The sequence below is a fragment of the Aquabacterium sp. A7-Y genome (genome assembly GCF_026153205.1).
In the GTDB taxonomy this organism is placed as follows: Bacteria; Pseudomonadota; Gammaproteobacteria; order Burkholderiales; family Burkholderiaceae_C; genus Caldimonas.
Genome location: NZ_JAPFBW010000008.1, coordinates 1 through 17,914, shown reverse-complemented (window position 1 = coordinate 17,914; position 17,914 = coordinate 1). Strand labels below are relative to the sequence as shown.

Here is a 17,914-nt window from a genome sequence, read left to right as displayed (position 1 = left end):
ACGGAAAGTAGGGAGCGCCTCATGGCCGAGTCCACCATCGCTGCCAAGGGTCAAACGACCGCTCCCGCCGACGTCCTGGTTCGGTACGTCGTAGGCGATGACCTTGCCCGACTCGCCGCTCGCGGCATACTTCGCCGATTGTCCGCACATCGCCTTGGCCACGCAGGCCGGCGAGGAAGCGCTATGGACCTTCGACAAGGGTGCTGCCAAAGTCAATGGCGCCCGACTGCTGGCGAGGGCTTGAACTGCGCCAGGTCTCAGAATTTTTTGCTGGGTCATCAACATGGAACATTCACATACGGCGCCGTCCTCGCTGCGGATCGGCGTCATCTGCGGTGGCGCCTCGGCAGAAGCTGGCGTGTCTCGCAAATCGGCTCGCGAAGTGGCGCAAGCGCTGCGCGCCAGCTTCGCTGAGGTCCACGAGTTCGAGCTGGACGGACAGCTCTACCAAGGGCTTGCGCAGTTCCGTCCGGACGTGGTGTTTCCGGTCCTCCATGGCCCGCCTGGCGAAGACGGGACACTTCAAGGTTTCCTCGAGGTGCTCGGCCTGCCGTATGTCGGCTCCAGCGTGTGTGCGTCGGCCTGCGCCATGAACAAATACGTGGCCAAGCAGCTCTACCGCGCGGTCGGTCTCCCCGTCGCGCGCGACCTGCTGCTCCCGCGGCTCGGCACGGACGCGCGCCAGGCGGCGCAACGCCTGTTCGAGCAGTTTCCCTCCGGCGTGGTGGTCAAGCCGGTGGACCAGGGGTCGGCAATCGGCGTCTCGTTCGCCACCCAGCCGGCCGACATCGAGGAGGCGCTGCGCAACTGCTACGGCGTCTCCTCAGCGGCGCTGGTGGAGGAGCGGATCAGCGGACGCGAAATCACCGCCGGCGTGCTCGAACTCGACGCAATGCTCCCCTTGCCGGTGATCGAGGTCCGCCCGATCGGCGGCTGGTATGACTTCGAGCACCGCTACGCAGTCGGCGGAAGCGAGCACGTGATCCCGGCACCGATAGACGCCCAAGCCTATGCCGCGGTGCAGGATATCGCCATGCGCGCGCATGCGGCGCTCGGCTGCCGCGACCTGTCGCGTTCAGATTTCCTGGTTGGCGAGGACGGCGCCGTGACGCTACTGGAAACCAACACCCTGCCCGGCATGACCGCCACCAGCCTCTATCCCGACGCTGCGCGTGCGGCGGGCATCTCCTTCGAACAGCTGGTGCGGGATCTGGCCTTGAAGGCGTATGGGCGCCGGCCAGGTACTCCTTGAGCAGCCGGCAGGCCGCAGGATTCCGGTAGCACCCTGCTGGCGCACCGATCACCACGCAGCAGCGTGATGCGCCGGCGTGGGGCGCGCCGCGCGACGGGGCGGCCTCAGCGCAACGGGCTGCGGCCGTGCGGGGCGCTCGGCGGCGCCCAGCCGCGGGAGGCCTGCGGTACCGGGTGGCGTTTCTGGACCAGCCGTTTGCCGATGGCCAGGACCGGTTCCAGGCCTGCGTTGGCCAGGCCGTCGGTGTCGAACCAGGCGGTTTCGACCAGCGTGCCGTTCAGGAACACGGCCAGGCTCTGTTCGTCATAGCGGATCTCGTAGCAGAGATCGCGCGCGTTGGGTGGGGAGTACCAGACAGTTTTCATAGCGGGTACGACCTGGGTGGAGGAGACCGGTTCGGGGCAGTCTTGTCGGACGACGCCCGACGATGCACGGCACGTGCCAGCGTCGGCTCACGCGCTCCGGACAGGGCGTCGGGTCCGCAGACATTCAGGCGGCTTCAGTCGTCGAGCACGTTGCGGGGCGGGAACAGCATGGCCTGGCCCTCCAGGCAGCAATGGCCGAACAGCGGCCGGTCGCTCAAGGCCAGCCGGCGCAGCGCATCGGGCAGCGCGCCCTGGCCGAGCTCCAACGTGGCGGCACCGCGGTGCAGGTGGTCCCGAAAGCGGGTCTGCCGCAGTTCGACCGGCCGCTCACGCGTGAGCGCTTCTGGGCGCGCTCGTGGTCGGCGCGCGTCGCGTCTAGCGCGGAGCGGGGCCGATCGATTCGCGCAGCTGCAGCTCCGGCTCGAAGCGGTAGGTGACTGGCAGCTCGCTGCCGTAGCTGAGGTTGAGCAGCAGGCGGCAGGCGTTGAGCGCCATGTCGCCGATCGCGATGCGCACGCTGCTCAGCCGCGGCGACAGGAAGGAGGCGATCTCGGCATCGTCGTAGCCGACCACCGAGACCTGGCCGGGCACCGAGCGGCCGCTCGCCTGCAGGCAGGACATCGCCGCCATGGCCATCTGGTCGTTGGCGCAGAACAGCCCGGTGAAGCGCGCGCCGCGCTGGATCAGGCGCTCGGTGGCGGCCCAGCCGCTGGCCGCCGTGAAGTCGGCGTCCTCGGTGGCGACCTGCTCGCTCGCGATGCCGTGGCGCGCCAGCTCTTCGTGGAAGCCGGCCAGGCGCTGGCGGTTGTCGGGCGCGCTGTGGGGGCCCGAGATCACCGCGATGGCACGGTGCCCCTGGGCCAGCAGCGCCTGGGCCGCCAGCACGCCGCCGCGCTTGTGGTCAACAGTGAAGCAGTGGTCGCCCATGCCGCGCACCTTGCGGTTGACCACCGCGACACGCGGGTAGCGCCCGTGCAGCTCGGTGTAGTCGGCGTCGCGCAAGGCGTTGCTGGTGACGACGATGGCGTCGCACTCGCGCTCGATCAGGAACTGCAGCCCGTCCAGGGCCTGCTGACGCGCGTCCTCGTGGCCGCAGCCGTTGGCGGCCACCATGTGACGGTCGTGCCGGCGCAGCTCGGTGTCGATGGCATGCAGCATGGGGCCGTAAAAGGGGCCCTTGAAGTCGGGGACGAACACGCCGATGGTGCCGGTGCTGCGCAGCGACAGTGCCCGGGCCGTCTTCGAGGGCCGGAAGTTGAGCGTGCGTATCGCTTCCTCGACCCGGGCCCGGGCGTCGGCCGAGGTCGAACCCTTGCCCGAGAGGACCCGCGAAGCCGTGCCCACGCCCACGCCGGCGAGCCGTGCCACATCCTTGATCGTCGCCATCTCGTCACATCCCCGGGTCTCTGTTGTCTCCGGCTGGCGATGATAGGAGCTTGGGGCGGGGGCCTGTCACAGACGGTGCTCACTCTGCGGATCGAACAGCGAGATGCGTTCCGCGTCGACATGGAAGCTCACCGCGCTGCCCGGTGGCGGCTCGCTGCCCACCGGCACGCTCAGCGCCAGCGGCTGCCGGCCCTCGAAGGACAGCCAGACGATCTGGTGCGAGCCCATCGGCTCGACCAGGCTTACCGTCGCCGTGCCGCCGGCCGGGCCGCTGCCCTGCAGGCTGAGGTGCTCCGGGCGCACGCCCAGCACCACCGACCGGCCGATCTCGGGCGGGCCGCCGAAGCGGTAGGTGGCGAGCGGCACGGCGAGCCCTGCCGCCATGAAGACCGGGCGACCGTCGGCGTCGGTGCCCAGGCGCCCCTCGATGAAGTTCATCGGGGGCGAGCCCAGGAAGCCGGCCACGAACAGGTTGGCCGGGCGAGCGTAGACCTCGGCCGGCGTGTCGATCTGCTGGATGCAGCCGCCGCGCATCACCGCGACGCGGGTGGCCAGGGTCATCGCCTCGACTTGGTCGTGGGTGACGTAGATCATCGTCGAGCCGATCTCCCGGTGCAGCTGCTTGAGCTCGCGGCGCAGCTCGGCGCGCAGCTTGGCGTCGAGGTTGGACAGCGGCTCGTCGAACAGGAACACCTTGGCCTCGCGCACCAGCGCGCGGCCGATCGCGACACGCTGGCGCTGGCCGCCCGAGAGCTGGGCCGGCTTGCGCTTGAGCAGCTCGCCCAGCTGCAGCATCGCGGCCGCGCGCTGCACGCGGCGCTCGATCTCGCGCCGATCGACGCCGCCGATGCGCAGGCCGAAGGAGAGGTTGCGCTCGACGTTCATGGTCGGATAGAGGGCATAGGACTGGAACACCATGCCGATGCCGCGGTCCTTGGGGTCGGCCCAGGTGACGTCGCTGCCGCCGATCTCGATGCGGCCGTCCTGCACGTCGAGCAGGCCGGCGATGGCGTGCAGCAGGGTGGACTTGCCGCAGCCCGAGGGGCCGAGCAGCACCAGGAACTCGCCTTCGCGCACCTGCAGCTCCAGGTTCTGCAGCACCGTCTGGCTGCCCAGGTGGACCTGGAGGCTCTGGATGGAGACGCTGGACATGAGGTGATTCAACCTTTCACGGCACCGGCCGCAATGCCGCGCACGAACCAGCGGCCCGAGAGGAGGTAGATGGACAACGGCACCAGCGAGGTGAGCAGGGTGGCCGCCATGTTGACGTTGTAGAGCCGCTCGCCGGTGGTGGTGTTGATGACGTTGTTGAGCTGCACGGTCATCGGCAGGTGCTCGCGGCCGGCGAAGACCAGCCCGAGGATGAAGTCGTTCCAGATGCCGGTGACCTGCATGATCACCGCCACCCCGATGATGGGCAGCGACATCGGCAGCACCAGCTGCAGGAAGATGCGCCAGAAGCCGCCGCCGTCGATGCGGGCCGCCTTGAACAGCTCGCCGGGGAGGCCGGCGTAATAGTTGCGGAACAGCAGCGTCATCACCGGCATGCCGAAGATGGTGTGGATCAGCACGATGCCGGGCAAGGTGCCGAACAGCGACATCGCGGCGAAGGCGCGCACCAGCGGGAACATGATCACCTGGTAGGGCACGAAGGCGCCGAGCAGCAGCACGCCGAACAGCCATGCACCGCCGCGCGGCTTCCAGAACGACAGGGCATAGCCGTTGAGCGCGCCGATGAAGATCGAGGTCATCGTGCTGGGCACGACGATCAGCACCGAGTTGAGAAAGCCGCCCCGGATGCCCTCGCACTGCAGCCCGGTGCAGGCGCTGGCCCAGGCCACCGCCCAGGGTTCCAGCGTCATGCGGACCGGCAGCGAAAACAGGCTGCCGAGGCGGATCTCCTCCATCGGCTTGACCGAGGTGACCAGCATCACATAAAGCGGCAGCAGGAAAAACGCCGCCGCGCTCAGCAGGAAGGCGTAGAGCCCGAGGCGGGCCGGCGTCCAGCGCGAGCGCCGGCGTGTCGCGGGGCGGGTGGCGCTGCCGCTGGCGGCGGGTGTCGGCAGGGTGCTCGCGTTCATGCGTGCGCTCCCTGGGTTTCACGGCGCGCGGCGCGGGCGCGGGCATAGGCCCACGGCGTCAGCACTGCCAGCACGGTCAGCAGCAGCACGGTCGAGGCGGCCGAGGCCAGCCCGATGTTGGAGCGGGTGAACAGGTTGTCCATGATGAACTTGGCCGGCACCTCGCTGGCGACACCGGGGCCGCCCTGCGTCATCGCGACCACCACGTCGAAGAGCTTCACGACGCTGACCGACAGCAGCACGACGGCGGTGCCGATCGAGGGGCCGAGCTGCGGCAGCACGATGCTGAGGTAGACCCGCCAGGTCGGGATGCCGTCGATGCGGGCGGCCTTCCAGAGGCTGTCGTCGATGCCGCGCAGGCCGGCCAGCATCAGTGCCATCACCAGGCCCGAGGCCTGCCAGACGGCGGCCAGCACCAGCGCGTACATGACCTTGTCCTGGCTGACGATCCAGTCGAAGCGGAAGCTCTCGAAGCCCAGGCCGCGGATGCTCGTCTGCAGGCCCAGCTCGGGATTGAGCACCCATTGCCAGACCAGCCCGGTGGCGACGAAGGACATCGCGTACGGGTAGAGGAAGACCGTGCGCAAGGCGCCCTCGGCGGCCACCTTCTGGTCGATGAAGACCGCGAGCAGGAGGCCGAGCACCAGGCAGGCGGCGATGAAAAGCACGCCGAACAGCGCTGCGTTTTCCAGCGACACCAGCCAGCGCTCGCTGGAGAACAGCCGCACGTACTGGGCCAGGCCGACGAAGTCGTCCAGCGGCAGCGTGCGCGAGCTGCTGAAGGACACCCGCACCGACCATGCGACCGTGCCCAGGTAGGCCAGCAGCACGGTGGCGGCCATGGGCAGCATCGCGAGGTGGACCGCCCAGTCGCGCAGCCGTGACTTGGCGCCGGTACGTTTCATCGTGGCGTCTCCGTGGGGCGTGGGGGGCCGTCAGCTCTGCATGGCCGAGGCGATGGCCTTGACCGCGTCGTCGACCGACTGGTTGGTGTTCCAGTATTGGGTCACCGCGTCCTGCAGGTTGCCCGCGACGTCGGGGGTGACCAGCATCTCGGGGTTGGGCAGGTGGCGAGAGCTGTCCTTCATCACCTGCAGGCCGAGCCGGGCGCACGGGTCCATCGCGCTGGCGTCAACGTCGCCGCGGATCGGGATCGAGCCCTTGCGGCTGTTGAAAGCGACCTGGGTGGCCGGCGCCGTCATGCTGGCCGCCAGCAGCTGCTGCGCCTTGGTGACGGCGGCGTCGCCGGTCTTGGGGAAGACGAAGACATCGCCCGAGACGATGTAGGGTGACTTCGGGCCCAGGCCCGGGAAGCAGCCGAAGTCCTTGCCCGCGGTCTGCCTGGCGGCCTGGAACTCGCCCTTGGCCCAGTCGCCCATGATCTGGATGCCGGCCTTGCCCGAGATGAGCATCGAGGTGGCGTCGTTCCAGTTGCGCCCGGCCGAGCCGGCGTCGACGTAGTGGCGCAGCCGCTTGAAGGCGAGCAGGACGTTCTTGAAGGCCTCGGACCGGATCGTCCTGGCGTCGCGGTCGCGGTAGAACTTCAGATAGAGCTCGGGCCCGCCGACATGGGCCAGCACCGCGTCGAAGGTCAGCTTCTCCTGCCAGGGCTGGCCGCCCAGGGCCAGCGGCACCAGGCCGGCGGCCTTGAGCTGGTCGAGTGCCGCGAACAACTGCTCGGGCGTCTTGGGCTCCTCCTTGAGGCCGGCCTTCTCGAAGGCGGCCTTGGAGTACCAGAACCAGGCCGGCATGTGGATGTTGACCGGCACGGCGTAGTAGTGGCCCTTGATCCTGACGCTGTTGAGGATGGGCGCCGGCAGCAGCTTGTCCCAGCCGTTTTTCAGCGCCACCTCGTCGACGTTGTTGAGCAGACCGCCGTCCACCAGGTCGTGGAATTGCTTGGAGGTGTTGAACTGTGCGGCCGCCGGCGGGTTGCCGCCGACGATGCGGTTGAGCGCCGTGGCCTTGGCGGTCTCGACCCCCGCGACCGCGTGGTCCACCCAGGTGCCGCCGGCCGCCTTGTAGGCCTGCGCCAGCTCCTTCACGGCGGCCGACTCGCCGCCCGAAGTCCACCAGTGGATCACTTCGGCGCGCGACTCGGCATGGGCGGGCGCCAGGGCGGCGAGGGTGAGGCTGGCGGCGACGGCCAGGCTGCGTGTTTTGACGATTTTTTTCATGCTTGCCTCCTAGGATAGCGGGCCGGTCGGCACGCCGGCTTCCGACTGGGGATGGGGCGAGCGCCGCTCAGCGCGCCGCCTCGCGGCGGCGCCGCAGGAAGTCGCGCACGGCCAACGCGCTGTCCTTGAGGGTGCGCTGCTGGGTCGCGTAATCGACGTGGATGAGCCCGAAGCGGCGTTCGTAGCCATAGGCCCATTCGAAGTTGTCGAGCAGTGACCAGAAGAAATAGCCGCGCACGTCCACCCCGCCGCGCATCGCCTCGTCGACCGCCGCGAGATGACGCCCCAGGTAGCTGATGCGGTGGGCGTCGTCGACACGCCCGTCGAGCACACGGTCATCGCTGGCCATGCCGTTCTCGGTGATGTAGATGGGCGGCAGCCTGGGGTAGCGCGCCTTGAAGCCGAGCAGCAAATCCCGCAGGCCTTCCGGGTACACCTCCCAGCCCATCTGAGTGCGCTCGACGCCGGGTCGCATGCGGTCGAGATAGCCGTGCGCGCCGTCGCTGCGCACGGTGGCGCGGAAGTAGTAGTTGATGCCGAGGTAGTCGAGCGGCGTGCGGATGAGGTCCATGTCGCGGTCGCGCAGCGGCGGCTCGATGCCGGGCCAGAGCTCGCGCAGCGCCTCGGGGTAGCGGCCCAGCAGCACCGGGTCCAGCACCCAGCTGTTGGCACAGGCGAAGGCCATGCGGGCGGCCTGCAGGTCCTCCGGCCGCTCGCTGTCGGGCTGGACGGCGTTGACGTTGCTGACGATCCCGACCGGTGCCTTGTCGAGGTCGCGCAGCACCCGGGTCGCGATGCCGTGGCCCAGCAGCAGGTGATGCATGGCCTCGACCGCGTAGCGCACCCGCTTGAGACCCGGCGCGTGCTGGCCGTTGGCATGGCCCAGGTAGGCCGAGCACCACGGCTCGTTCAAGGTGGTCCAGGCCGAGACGCGACCGCGCAGTTCGCGGGCCAGCAGCGCGGCGTAGTCGGCGAAGCGGCCGGCGGTGTCGCGATTGAGCCAGCCACCGCGGTCCTGCAGGCATTGCGGCAGGTCCCAGTGGTAGAGCGTGACGAAGGACTGCAGGCCGCGCTCCTGCAGGCGGTCCAGCAGGCGTTTGTAGAAGTCCAGCCCGCGCGGATTGGGGGCGCCGGCCTCGTCCATCACGCGCGACCACGAGACCGAGAGCCGGTAGGCACCCAGGCCCAGCTGCTCGACGTGCCGCAGGTCCTCCTCCCAGCGGTGGTAGTGGTCACAGGCGACCACGCCGGTGTCGCCGTTGAGGACCTTGCCGGGGGTGGCGGAAAAAGTGTCCCAGATGGACGGGTGGCGGCCGTCCTCGGCGACGCCGCCTTCGATCTGGTAGGCCGCGGTGGCGGCCCCGAACAGGAAGTCCGGCCGCCACATCGCGGAGCCCGTAGGCGGGTCGAGCAGGGAAGGGTCGAGCAGGTCGCGGGGCAATTCGGTCTCGCTGTTGTTCGCGGGAGCAAGGAAGGGGGTGGCGGGCCAACCGGTGCCGTTCCGGAGTGTGATGTGGAACCGGTTCCAATCCGGTGCATTTGATCAGTCCCGGCGGCCCGCTCTGATCCGGACTATCCCGTAGGCCGGGCCGCGGGGGTGGGACCGCCGAAGGCCGGCGCTTGTCGGTCGGGCGCCACGTCGCGGTGCGCGGGCGTTGCAAGTCGGGCGGCGGAAGTTCAAAATGCGGGACTTGTCCTTTGCGACGCGTCCGTCAGAACCGCGCGAGGGGCACGAGTCGAAACCCGAGAGCCTTCACGAGCAGACCCATGTTCACCGTCGCCTTCACGCATGCCGCCGGCACCGCGCAAGACCGCAAGGTCGGCGCGCAGCGTGTGCGCGCGACCCTGCTCCTGTAGCCCGGCTTTTCGATCCGCATCGGAAGGCCGCGAGCCTTCCGGCATTCAGACCCCGGTTGGTTCGCCCCTCCGGGGTTTTTTGTTTTTCTGTCCGGTTTTCATCATGCGCACCTACGACAAGCTGATTGCCACGATTCACGACCGCCAAGGCACGGGGGACTTGCGCCCGTACTTTGGCCTTCGCGCGGCGCCTGGCCGGAGCCTGATGCAACAGGCCGGCCGGCGCCGGCTGCTGCCGCAAGTGAGCGGCTGAACCCTGGGCGGATCGCGCCTGGGGTCAGCCAAGAACCACAGGCACAGGGGCCACCGCACAGGACCGGAGGCTCCGCAAGAAAGATCCGTATGAACAACAAGCGACTCAGGAACATCGGTGTCATCGCCCACGTCGACGCGGGCAAGACGACCACCAGCGAACGTATCCTGTTCTACACCGGCAAGAACCACCGTGTCGGCGAGGTCGACGATGGCGCCACCACGCTCGACTACGACGAGCAGGAGAAGCGCCGCGGCATCACGATCAACAGCGCGGCCACCACCGTGTTCTGGCAGGGAACCCAGATCAATCTGATCGACACGCCCGGCCACATCGACTTCAACATCGAGGTGAACCGCTCACTGCGCGTGCTCGACGGCGCCGTGGTGGTGTTCGACGGCGTCGCCGGCGTGGAGCCGCAGACCGAGACCAACTGGCGCCTGGCGGACAAGTACCGCGTGCCGCGCCTGGCCTTCATCAACAAGCTCGACCGGGTCGGGGCCGACTTCCACCGTGTGGTCGGCATGATCGCCGAGCGCCTGGGCGTGAGCCCGCTGGTGCTGCAGCTGCCAATCGGCTCGGAAGGCGGCTTCCGGGGCGTCGTGGACCTGCTGGGCCGCGAGGCGCTGGTGTGGCCCTCGGATGTCGCCGGATCGCCCATGTCGCACGAGGAGGTGCCGGCTGAGCTGGGTGTGCAGGCCGCCGAGTGGCGGACCCGCCTGGTGGAGGCCGCGGTCGAGCAGGACGATGCCGTGCTGGAAGCCTACCTGGACGGGCGGGAGCCCACGCCCGAGCAGCTGCGCGCCTGCATCCGCAAGGGCACGCTCTCGGGTGCCTTCGTGCCGGTGCTGGCCGGCTCGGCTTTCCGCAACCGCGGGGTCGAGCCGCTGCTCGACGCGGTGGTGCACTACCTGCCGGCGCCCGGCGAAGTCGACGCCGGCCAGCCCGAGGCCGACCCCGATGGGCCGCTGGCGGCCTTGGCTTTCAAGGTGGAGGCCGAGCCGCATGGCACGCTGGTGTTCGTGCGCATCTACCGCGGCACGCTGCGGCCGGGCGATGTCGTGCTCAACGCCGGCACCGGGCGCCGCGAGCGCGTGACGCGTCTCTACGAGGTGCATGCCAAGCGGCACGAGGAGCGCGACCAGGTCGAGGCGGGCGGCATCGCCGCGGTGGTCGGGCTCAAGGAGACCTGGACCGGCCACACGCTGTGCGACCCCCAGCACCCGATCCTGCTGGAGGAGATCAGCGTGCCCGAGGCGGTGATCGACGTGGCCGTGGAGCCGAAGACGCAGGCCGACCAGCAGCACCTGAGCCGGGCGCTGCAGGCGCTGGCGAAGGAGGACCCGAGCCTGCGCATCCGCCAGGATGCCGAGTCGGGGCAGACCATCGTCTCCGGCATGGGCGAGCTGCAGCTGGAGGTGTCGCTGGAGAAGCTGCGCAGCCGGCATCATGTCGAGGTCACGGTGGGCCGGCCGCAGGTGGCCTGGCGCGAGACCATCGCCCAGGCGGCCGAGGTGCGGCATCTGCACCGCAAGCAGACCGGCGGCCCGGGGCAGTACGCCGAGGTGGTGCTGCGGGTCGAGCCGCTGCCGCGCGGCGCGGGGCTGCGCTTCGAGAGCCGCATCGCCGGCGGCGCCATCCCGCGGGAGTTCATTCCCACGGTGGAGGCCGGCGTGCGGCGTGCGGCCCTGGCCGGCCTGGTGGCGGGTTATCCCTGCGTCGACTTGCAGGTGAGCCTGCTGGACGGCAGCTTCCACGAGCGTGACTCGTCGACGGCGGCCTTCGAGCTGGCCGCCGCCGCCGCCTTCCGCGAGGCGGCGGCGCTGGCAGCGCCGACCCTGCTGGAACCGGTGATGGCCGTCGAGGTCGTTACCCCGGCCGAGTACCTGGGTGACTGCATCGGCGACCTGAATCGCCGGCACGGCAGCGTGCGCGGCCAGGACCTGCAGGGCAAGGCCGCGGTGGTGCGCGCGCTGGTGCCGCTGCAGGAGATGTTTGGCTACATCGGCAGCTTGCGGGCGCTTTCCTCGGGACGCGCGCAGTACACGATGCAGTTCGAGCACTACGCGGTGGCTCGGAAGTCAGCGCTCGAGGCCGCGCGAGGGGCCTGAGCGCGGCCGCCCGGCGGGCCGGTGCCGCGGGAAGGAGGTGTGGGTGCGAGCCCGCACCTCGTTTTTTTTGAAGACCGGCGCCCGCTGTCAGTCGGCTGCCGGCAGCGTGCCGTGCTTGCCGCGCGCGTCCCGCAGGCGGCGCAGTGCTCCTTCCAGCAGCGGCTGGTAGCCCGAGGCGAGGACCCGCACCAGCAGGTCCAGGAGCTTCGCGTCCGGCCCGATCAGCACACGACGCCGGTTGCGCTGCACCGCCTTCAGGATCTGCAGCGCCGCCGAGCGCGCCGAGGTGGTGTTGAGCAGCCGGTCGAAGCGCTGGCGGGATTCTTCGGGCGGCAATCCGGTGAGCTGCTGCACATTGGGGGCAATGCGGCTGTCGCGGGCGATGTGGGTGCGGATGCCGCCGGGGTGCACGCAGGTCGCGCTGACCGGCGCGCCGGCCAGGGCCAGCTCCATGCGCAGCGCCTCCGTGTAGGCGCGCACCGCGAACTTGCTCGCGTTGTAGGGCCCCTGGCCCGGCACGGCGACCAGGCCGAACACGCTGGAGGTGTTGACGACATGGCCCTCGCCCGAAGCCCGGAGGTGGGGCAGGAAGGCCTGGGTGCCCCAGACCACGCCCCAGAAGTTGATGCCCATGATCCACTCGAAGTCCTCGCGATCCACCTGCTCGAGCTGGCTGGCCACCGCGACGCCGGCATTGTTGAAGATCAGGTTGACGCGGCCGTGCTCGGCTGCGACCGAGTCGGCCCAGGCGTAGACGGCGGCGCGATCGCCCACGTCGAGTCGGGCCGCGGTCATGTGCACGCCGGGCCGTGCCGCGAGGCGGACGGTCTCCTGCAGGCCGGTCTCGTTGAGGTCACACAGGGCCAGGTGGCAGCCGCGCGCGGCGAGCTCGATCGCCAGTTCGCGGCCCATGCCGGAGGCCGCGCCGGTGATGGCGGCGACCTTGTTCTGGAAGGATTTCATGGGCGGGTCTCCAGCTGGCTTGTGAACCCGTGCCGCCGCAGGAAGTCCGCCTGGCGCTGCAAGGCCTGCGCGGCGCTGGGCAGCAGGCCGGCCTGCATCTGGAAGACGTGCCAGCGGTCGGGGATGATTTCCAACTCGACCTCGTTGCCAGCCTCGGCCGAGCGCCGCGCGAAAGCGATCGAGTCGTCATAGAGGATTTCGTCCTCGCACACCTGCACGAGGGTGGGCGGCAAGCCGTCGAGTTCACTCTGCATCGGGTTGGCCAGCGGGTGCTCCCAGTCGATGGCATACCAGCGCCCGGCCTGCTCCGCCCAGGCGGTGCGCAACATCGGGTCGCGCCGGCGGCGCTCTTGCAGACTGGGCGCCTGCAGCCGGGTGTCGGTGAGCGGGGACATCAGCACCAGCGCGCCGGGCAGCGGCAGCTCCAGCCGGCGCAGCGCCAGCGGCACGAGCAGGGCCAGCGTGCCGCCGGCGGAGTCGCCTGCGATGGCGATCTGCCCGGGGGCGAAGCCGTCGGCCAGCAGCTGCCGGTAGGCCGCCACGCCGTCCTCGATCTGTGCCGGGAATGGGTGCTCGGGCGCGCGTCGGTAGCGCGGCACCAGCACCTGGGCATCGGCCAGGCGCGCCAGCCGGGTCGTGATGGCGCGATGGGTGCGGGGGTTGCAGATGCAGAACGCGCCGCCGTGCAGGTAGAGGAGGGCGCGCGGCGGACGCCTGCCGGCCGGCAGAATTCGCTCGGCCGGGACGACCCCGCCGGGGCCGGCCAGGCGCTCCGCACAGACCTCGACGCCGTGGCCTGGCGGCATCAGCAGGGACAAGCCGTGGACGACGGCGCGCTGCAGGCCGGCCGGGAAGGGCGGGCCTATCCACAGTTTGAAGGTGCAGCGCAGGCTCAGGCGCGCGGCGGCCGCCGCCAGGCGTTCGGCCGGCTCTGTGCAGGGCGGGAGGTGCCGCACCCGGGGCGCGCGGGGGGGTGGCGGCGGCCCGGGACCTGGGGGTGAGGGGGCGGCTGCCGGACGCGGCATCGGTGGACATGGGGGACCTGCAGCGGCTCAGCCGGTGTGGCGGATCAGGTAGCGGCTGGGGTCGAAGCGGCGCAGCTGGCGGCGGAAGCTGAACGTGAAGCCGGGCCACAGGGTCGTGTTGCGCCCCTGCGCGTTGAGGTACCAGCTGCGGCAGCCGCCGCTGGTCCACACCGTGCCTTGCAGCATGGCTTGCAGCCTGTCGTTGTAGCGGCGCACGACTTCCGGGCGCACCTCGACCTCGCGCAGGCCTTCGCGTCGCATCGTCAGCAGCGCGTCGAGGATGTAGCGGACCTGGGACTCGATCATGTAGATCATCGAGTTGTGGCCCAGGCCGGTGTTGGGCCCGACGATCAGGAAGAGGTTGGGATAACCCGGCACGGTGGTGCCGAGGTAGGCCTCGGGGCCGCCGCGCCAGGCGTCGGCCAGGTCCTCGCCGCGGGCATTGAGGTAGAGGCCGGCAGGCGCCATCTCCTGGATCTTGAAGCCGGTCGCCAGGACGATCACGTCGGCCGGTCGCTCGCGGCCGTCGTCGGTGACGATGCCGTGCGGCCCGATCTCCCGGATGCCGTCGGTCACCACCTCCACGTTGGGGCGCGCCAGTGTCGGGTAGTAGTCGCTCGCGAGCAGGATGCGCTTGCAGCCGGCCCGGTAGCGAGGCGTGAGCTTGCGACGCAGCTCCGGGTCGCCGATGTGCCGGTGCATCTCGCGCTGCGACTGCCACTCGACCGTTTTCATCAAGGCCGGCACCGAGGTGAAGGCGAGCACGCGCCATTCCAGCAGGCAGTAGGTCCACCAGCGCCGCAGCTTCTGGGCCAGCGGCAGACGGCGGAACAGGGCCTGTTCCCAGGGGCGCAGTGCACGGTCGGGCTTGGGGATGACCCAGGGTGGGGTGCGCTGGTAGTAGTCGAGCTGGGCGGCCTGCGGCGCGATGCGGGGCAGGAACTGGATCGCACTGGCACCGCTGCCGATCACGGCGACGCGCTTGCCCTCGAGGCGGCAGTTGTGGTTCCAGGCGGCCGAGTGAAAAGTCTGGCCCTCGAAACGCGCCAGCCCCGCGATGTCCGGCAGGGCCGGGTTGCTGAGACCGCCCATGCCGCTGACCAGCACCGGCGCGACGAAGCGGCGACCGTCCCGGGTGGTCACGCGCCAGCAGGCGGCAGCCGCGTCGTAACGGCACTGCACGACGTCGGCCTGGAAGCGCAGATGTGGCAGCAGGCCATACTTGCGGGCACAGTGGCGCTGGTAGTCGAGCAGCTCCGGCTGGGTCGGGTAGTGGCGCGACCAGTGCGGGTTGGGCTCGAAGGACAGCGAGTAGAGCACCGAGGGCACGTCGCAGGCGGCCCCCGGGTAATGGTTGTCGCGCCAGGTGCCGCCGACCTCCTCGCCGCGTTCCAGCATCACGAAGTCGTGAATGCCGGCCTGTTTGAGCCGGATGCTCATGCACAGGCCGGCAAAGCCGCTGCCCACGATCACGACAGCGACGTTCTCCTCGGAGGATGTGGTGTGTGCCATCTGTCTCCTCTCGCAGCGCTGGCCGGCTTCGCTGTGCCGGTCTGTTCTGTTGCGCCCGTGTTGCCCAATCTATTTCTGACAACGAACGATGTCAACAACGCCGATGGCCATAATGGACTCGGAGGGTGCCGCCGGCATCACTTCTGGGGGCGGGCCCTGTGCGCCCGGCAGCCGCCGCCAGTGTCTGCACGGGCCTGACCTGACGTCCGGTGTCCGAAGCTCTCTCCGATCCAGCTCCCTCCCGGTCGGCGCCGCGCCGCCGGTATCTTGGCGTCTCGGCCGCGGAGCGCCAGCAGCAGCGGCGCCGGCGCCTGGTGGAGGCCGGCATCGCGGTGTTCGGCGCGCGCGGCTTCCATGCCGCGACCGTGCGGGAGGTGTGCATGCAGGCGCGCCTGACCGAGCGCTACTTTTACGAGTCGTTCAAGGGCGTGGCGCCGCTGTTTGTCGCCGTCTACGGTGAGCTGATGGCGGAGTTGAAGCAGCGCACCGTGGGCGCGTTGGAGGCGCGCGCCGACGCCGCGCCGCTGGCGGCGGCGGAGGCCGGACTGCGTGTGTTTTTCGAGTATGTGCGTGAGGACCCCCAGAGGGCCCGCATCGTGCTGGTTCACGCGCTCAGCCTCAACGAGGAGGTGCTGCAATTGTGCAAGCACGCGCTGGAGGAGTACACGGTGCTGGCGCGCGAGGTGATCGCGCGCAGTGCCGCGCGCGGCGAGCCGGCGTTGCTGGCCGCGGGACTCATAGGCTTGAACATCCATGTGGCCACCGCCTGGCTGCTGGAAGATTGCCGCACGCCGATCGACCGGGTGGTGGAGACGACCTTGATGGCCTATCGCGCCCTCGAGCCCAAGCAGGAGAGCTCGGGGGAGCCGGCCCGGGCCGAGGCCCTGCCAGGTGATCGGGCGGAGGCGCTGTGAGCGCGCCGGTGTCCGATCTCGATCTCCTGCTCGCGACGCTCGAGCCGGTGCTGAACCCGGGGGTGTTCGTGTTCTGCTGCTTGCCGGCCGGTGCGTCGCTGCAGGGTGTCGTGCCGCTGTCGGTGTTCCGGGAGGCGGAAGGGCTGACGGTGATCGTCGAGGAGGCCGCCGCGCTTCAGGCCGGTTGGCCGGTGCTGTTTCGCGCTGCGTGGATCACGCTGAGGGTGCACTCGGACCTGCAGGCGGTCGGACTGACCGCGGCATTTGCCACCGCGTTGGGGCGGGTGGGCATCAGCTGCAACGTGATAGCAGCGGCCTTCCACGACCACCTGTTCGTGCCCGTCGAGGCGGGCACGCGGGCGCTGGCCGAGTTGCAGGCCTTGCAGCAGCGCTCGGCGGCGCGTCAAGGCGACGCGGGGGCGTCAGGCTGAGCCCCTCAGGTGTGGCCGTCGAGGATGCGGATGAATTCGCGCAACTTGTCGCCGCCCTTCACGGGGCCGTGGGCCGCCAGGACCGCTTCCTTGAGGCGCGGCGCCAGGTCCTGCAGGTCCTTCAGATTCATCGCCGACTCCACCGAGAGCTGCAGGCGGAAGCCTCGCAGGCCGAGCTCGGACGTGAGCTGGGTTGCCAGGCGGTAGGCCTCCTGGTAGCGCACCGCCGGGTCCGCCGGTGCCACGGCCTCCGTGGGTGCCGGTGCAGCCGCTGCTGACGCCACCCCACGGGCTGCGACGTCGACGCCCTCGATCAGGCCCAGCGACAGCAGCTCCTGCAGGTCCGCGTTGCTGACGCCCATGCCCTGCGTGGTGGACAAGAGCTCGGACTCGGAGCGCTGGCCGTCACACAGCAGCAGCAGCGTGCGCTGCTTGGGGCCGAGCGGTATCGTGCGGGACTTGATGACCTCGGCGCCGAGGCTGGTCTTGGCGTATCTCACGAGCTTCCCCTTGACGGAAACCGATTCTGTGGGCGAAGGCGACGTCATGGCGCCCCGCGATTTCCCGTAAGGTCCGGCCTGGAGCATGAACTACGCCACAGGCCGGACCGGGATGTGTCGCCTCTGCAAACGCCCCCTGCCCGTCGAAGCCGGGCTCCTCGTGCGCCCACGGCCACGGCGATTCGCATCGGAGCGCCTGCACGAAAAAAGGGGTGCCACGCTGCCTCGCTTCTCCCCTGGCGCATCGGCGCGGATGTGTGCATGCTCCCGCTGCACTTTCATCACTCCGAAAAGGAAGCCCCGTGACATCCCAAGCCCCTCTCACCATCCCTTCAGCCCTGCTGCTGGCCGTGCTGCTTGCCGCCTGCGGAACCCCGCGTGGCCAGGCACCGGCGGCTCCGGATGTTTTGCTGCCGCCGGCCGGCGAACAGCTCAAGAGCGTGATGCCCGCCACCGGCGTGCAGCTGTACACCTGCAGCGCCGTGAAAGACGACCCCTCCCGCTGGGAATGGGCTTTCACCGGACCGGAGGCCGAGCTGTTCGATGGCGGCGGCCGCAAGATCGGCCGGCACTATGGAGGGCCGACCTGGGAGGCCGAGGACGGCAGCAAGGTGGTCGGCGGCGTGAAGGCGCGTCACGACAGCAACGATGCCGGCGCCATCCCCTGGTTGCTGCTGACCGGGCGTTCCTCCGGTGACAGCGGCACTTTTGGCGGCGTCACCCATATTCAGCGGCTGGCCACCGTTGGAGGCAAGGCGCCCGTCGGCGGGTGTGACGCCAGCCGGCAGGGGCAGGTGAGCCGGGTGCCCTACAAGGCGACCTACTACTTCTACGCGCCCGCGCGCTGAGCCGGCTCGGCGGGCCGACTCGGTCGGCCCGTTGAAAAATCCCGGGCGAGGCCCCGGCTTCTCGTTACCTGCTTGATGAGTTTCCGAATCGTGCTATAGTCGCATTCTTCGCTGAACGCAGCGCTGCAAACCACCGGTGACGGGGGAGGGCGGCGGAGGATCCGAAGGGAATCCGAGGCGGGAGGTGAAGAAAGATAAGCGAGCCGAGAGCTTGACGGGATCGAAAGAAGACGTCAGAA

19 protein-coding genes are annotated in these 17,914 nt (G+C 69.7%); 7 read left to right on the top strand and 12 right to left on the bottom strand.

Going from position 1 to position 17,914, the window contains the following annotated elements; genetic code table 11:
• Positions 1-97: 97 nt before the first annotated feature.
• Positions 98-244: a hypothetical protein gene (locus OOT46_RS08715; RefSeq protein WP_265403211.1), complete on the top strand. Its 147-nt coding sequence runs from the start codon at positions 98-100 to the stop codon at positions 242-244.
• A gap of 39 nt (positions 245-283) precedes the next feature.
• Positions 284-1,252 carry a D-alanine--D-alanine ligase family protein gene (locus tag OOT46_RS08710; protein ID WP_265403210.1) on the top strand — a complete coding sequence of 323 codons (969 nt, stop codon included), beginning with the start codon at positions 284-286 and terminating at the stop codon, positions 1,250-1,252.
• A gap of 104 nt (positions 1,253-1,356) precedes the next feature.
• Here OOT46_RS08710 and OOT46_RS08705 read toward each other — a convergent pair whose 3' ends face one another.
• The 8 genes from OOT46_RS08705 to OOT46_RS08670 form a co-directional block, all read right to left on the bottom strand.
• Positions 1,357-1,617: a hypothetical protein gene (locus OOT46_RS08705; protein WP_265403209.1), complete on the bottom strand. Its 261-nt coding sequence runs from the start codon at positions 1,615-1,617 to the stop codon at positions 1,357-1,359.
• Between the two features lie 134 nt (positions 1,618-1,751).
• Positions 1,752-1,883, bottom strand: a complete 132-nt coding sequence (locus OOT46_RS08700) for a hypothetical protein (RefSeq protein WP_265403208.1) — start codon at positions 1,881-1,883, stop codon at positions 1,752-1,754.
• Positions 1,884-1,992: 109 nt separating this feature from the next.
• Positions 1,993-3,003, bottom strand: a complete 1,011-nt coding sequence (locus tag OOT46_RS08695) for a LacI family DNA-binding transcriptional regulator (protein WP_265403207.1) — start codon at positions 3,001-3,003, stop codon at positions 1,993-1,995.
• A gap of 66 nt (positions 3,004-3,069) precedes the next feature.
• The gene (locus OOT46_RS08690; RefSeq protein ID WP_265403206.1) at positions 3,070-4,155 is read right to left on the bottom strand and encodes an ABC transporter ATP-binding protein; all 1,086 of its coding nucleotides are present in this window, start codon (positions 4,153-4,155) and stop codon (positions 3,070-3,072) included.
• Between the two features lie 8 nt (positions 4,156-4,163).
• Complete coding sequence (locus OOT46_RS08685) at positions 4,164-5,084, bottom strand: carbohydrate ABC transporter permease (RefSeq protein ID WP_265403205.1); 921 nt, start codon at positions 5,082-5,084, stop codon at positions 4,164-4,166.
• Positions 5,081-5,989: a carbohydrate ABC transporter permease gene (locus tag OOT46_RS08680; RefSeq protein ID WP_265403204.1), complete on the bottom strand. Its 909-nt coding sequence runs from the start codon at positions 5,987-5,989 to the stop codon at positions 5,081-5,083. Before OOT46_RS08680 ends, OOT46_RS08685 begins: the two co-directional genes overlap by 4 nt.
• Before the next feature lie 30 nt (positions 5,990-6,019).
• A complete protein-coding gene (locus OOT46_RS08675; RefSeq protein ID WP_265403203.1) occupies positions 6,020-7,261 on the bottom strand; it encodes an ABC transporter substrate-binding protein in 1,242 nt (413 codons plus the stop codon).
• Positions 7,262-7,328: 67 nt separating this feature from the next.
• Positions 7,329-8,648 carry a GH1 family beta-glucosidase gene (locus tag OOT46_RS08670; RefSeq protein ID WP_265403400.1) on the bottom strand — a complete coding sequence of 440 codons (1,320 nt, stop codon included), beginning with the start codon at positions 8,646-8,648 and terminating at the stop codon, positions 7,329-7,331.
• A 573-nt stretch (positions 8,649-9,221) separates the two neighbouring features.
• Between OOT46_RS08670 and OOT46_RS08665 the strand changes: the two genes are divergently transcribed.
• The gene (locus OOT46_RS08665) at positions 9,222-9,371 is read left to right on the top strand and encodes a hypothetical protein (protein WP_265403202.1); all 150 of its coding nucleotides are present in this window, start codon (positions 9,222-9,224) and stop codon (positions 9,369-9,371) included.
• Positions 9,372-9,460: 89 nt separating this feature from the next.
• Positions 9,461-11,482, top strand: a complete 2,022-nt coding sequence (fusA, locus tag OOT46_RS08660) for an elongation factor G (RefSeq protein WP_265403201.1) — start codon at positions 9,461-9,463, stop codon at positions 11,480-11,482.
• An 87-nt stretch (positions 11,483-11,569) separates the two neighbouring features.
• Here the strand turns inward: fusA and OOT46_RS08655 are convergent, their stop codons facing one another.
• The 3 genes from OOT46_RS08655 to OOT46_RS08645 form a co-directional block, all read right to left on the bottom strand.
• The gene (locus OOT46_RS08655; protein WP_265403200.1) at positions 11,570-12,445 is read right to left on the bottom strand and encodes an SDR family NAD(P)-dependent oxidoreductase; all 876 of its coding nucleotides are present in this window, start codon (positions 12,443-12,445) and stop codon (positions 11,570-11,572) included.
• Positions 12,442-13,401, bottom strand: a complete 960-nt coding sequence (locus OOT46_RS08650) for an alpha/beta hydrolase (RefSeq protein WP_265403199.1) — start codon at positions 13,399-13,401, stop codon at positions 12,442-12,444. The genes OOT46_RS08655 and OOT46_RS08650 overlap by 4 nt, the downstream gene beginning before the upstream one ends.
• A 96-nt stretch (positions 13,402-13,497) precedes the next feature.
• A complete protein-coding gene (locus tag OOT46_RS08645) occupies positions 13,498-14,982 on the bottom strand; it encodes a flavin-containing monooxygenase (RefSeq protein ID WP_265403198.1) in 1,485 nt (494 codons plus the stop codon).
• Between the two features lie 209 nt (positions 14,983-15,191).
• Here OOT46_RS08645 and OOT46_RS08640 point away from each other — a divergent pair, with 209 nt between their 5' ends.
• Together OOT46_RS08640 and OOT46_RS08635 are read left to right on the top strand one after the other, a co-directional pair.
• Positions 15,192-15,896 carry a TetR/AcrR family transcriptional regulator gene (locus OOT46_RS08640; protein WP_265403197.1) on the top strand — a complete coding sequence of 235 codons (705 nt, stop codon included), beginning with the start codon at positions 15,192-15,194 and terminating at the stop codon, positions 15,894-15,896.
• A complete protein-coding gene (locus OOT46_RS08635) occupies positions 15,893-16,327 on the top strand; it encodes an ACT domain-containing protein (RefSeq protein ID WP_265403196.1) in 435 nt (144 codons plus the stop codon). Before OOT46_RS08640 ends, OOT46_RS08635 begins: the two co-directional genes overlap by 4 nt.
• Before the next feature lie 5 nt (positions 16,328-16,332).
• Here OOT46_RS08635 and OOT46_RS08630 read toward each other — a convergent pair whose 3' ends face one another.
• Positions 16,333-16,827, bottom strand: coding sequence for a hypothetical protein (locus tag OOT46_RS08630; protein WP_265403195.1), 495 nt, complete (start codon positions 16,825-16,827; stop codon positions 16,333-16,335).
• Positions 16,828-17,129: 302 nt separating this feature from the next.
• Between OOT46_RS08630 and OOT46_RS08625 the strand changes: the two genes are divergently transcribed.
• Positions 17,130-17,675, top strand: coding sequence for a DUF3455 domain-containing protein (locus OOT46_RS08625; RefSeq protein WP_265403194.1), 546 nt, complete (start codon positions 17,130-17,132; stop codon positions 17,673-17,675).
• The last annotated feature ends 239 nt before the right edge of the window (positions 17,676-17,914 follow it).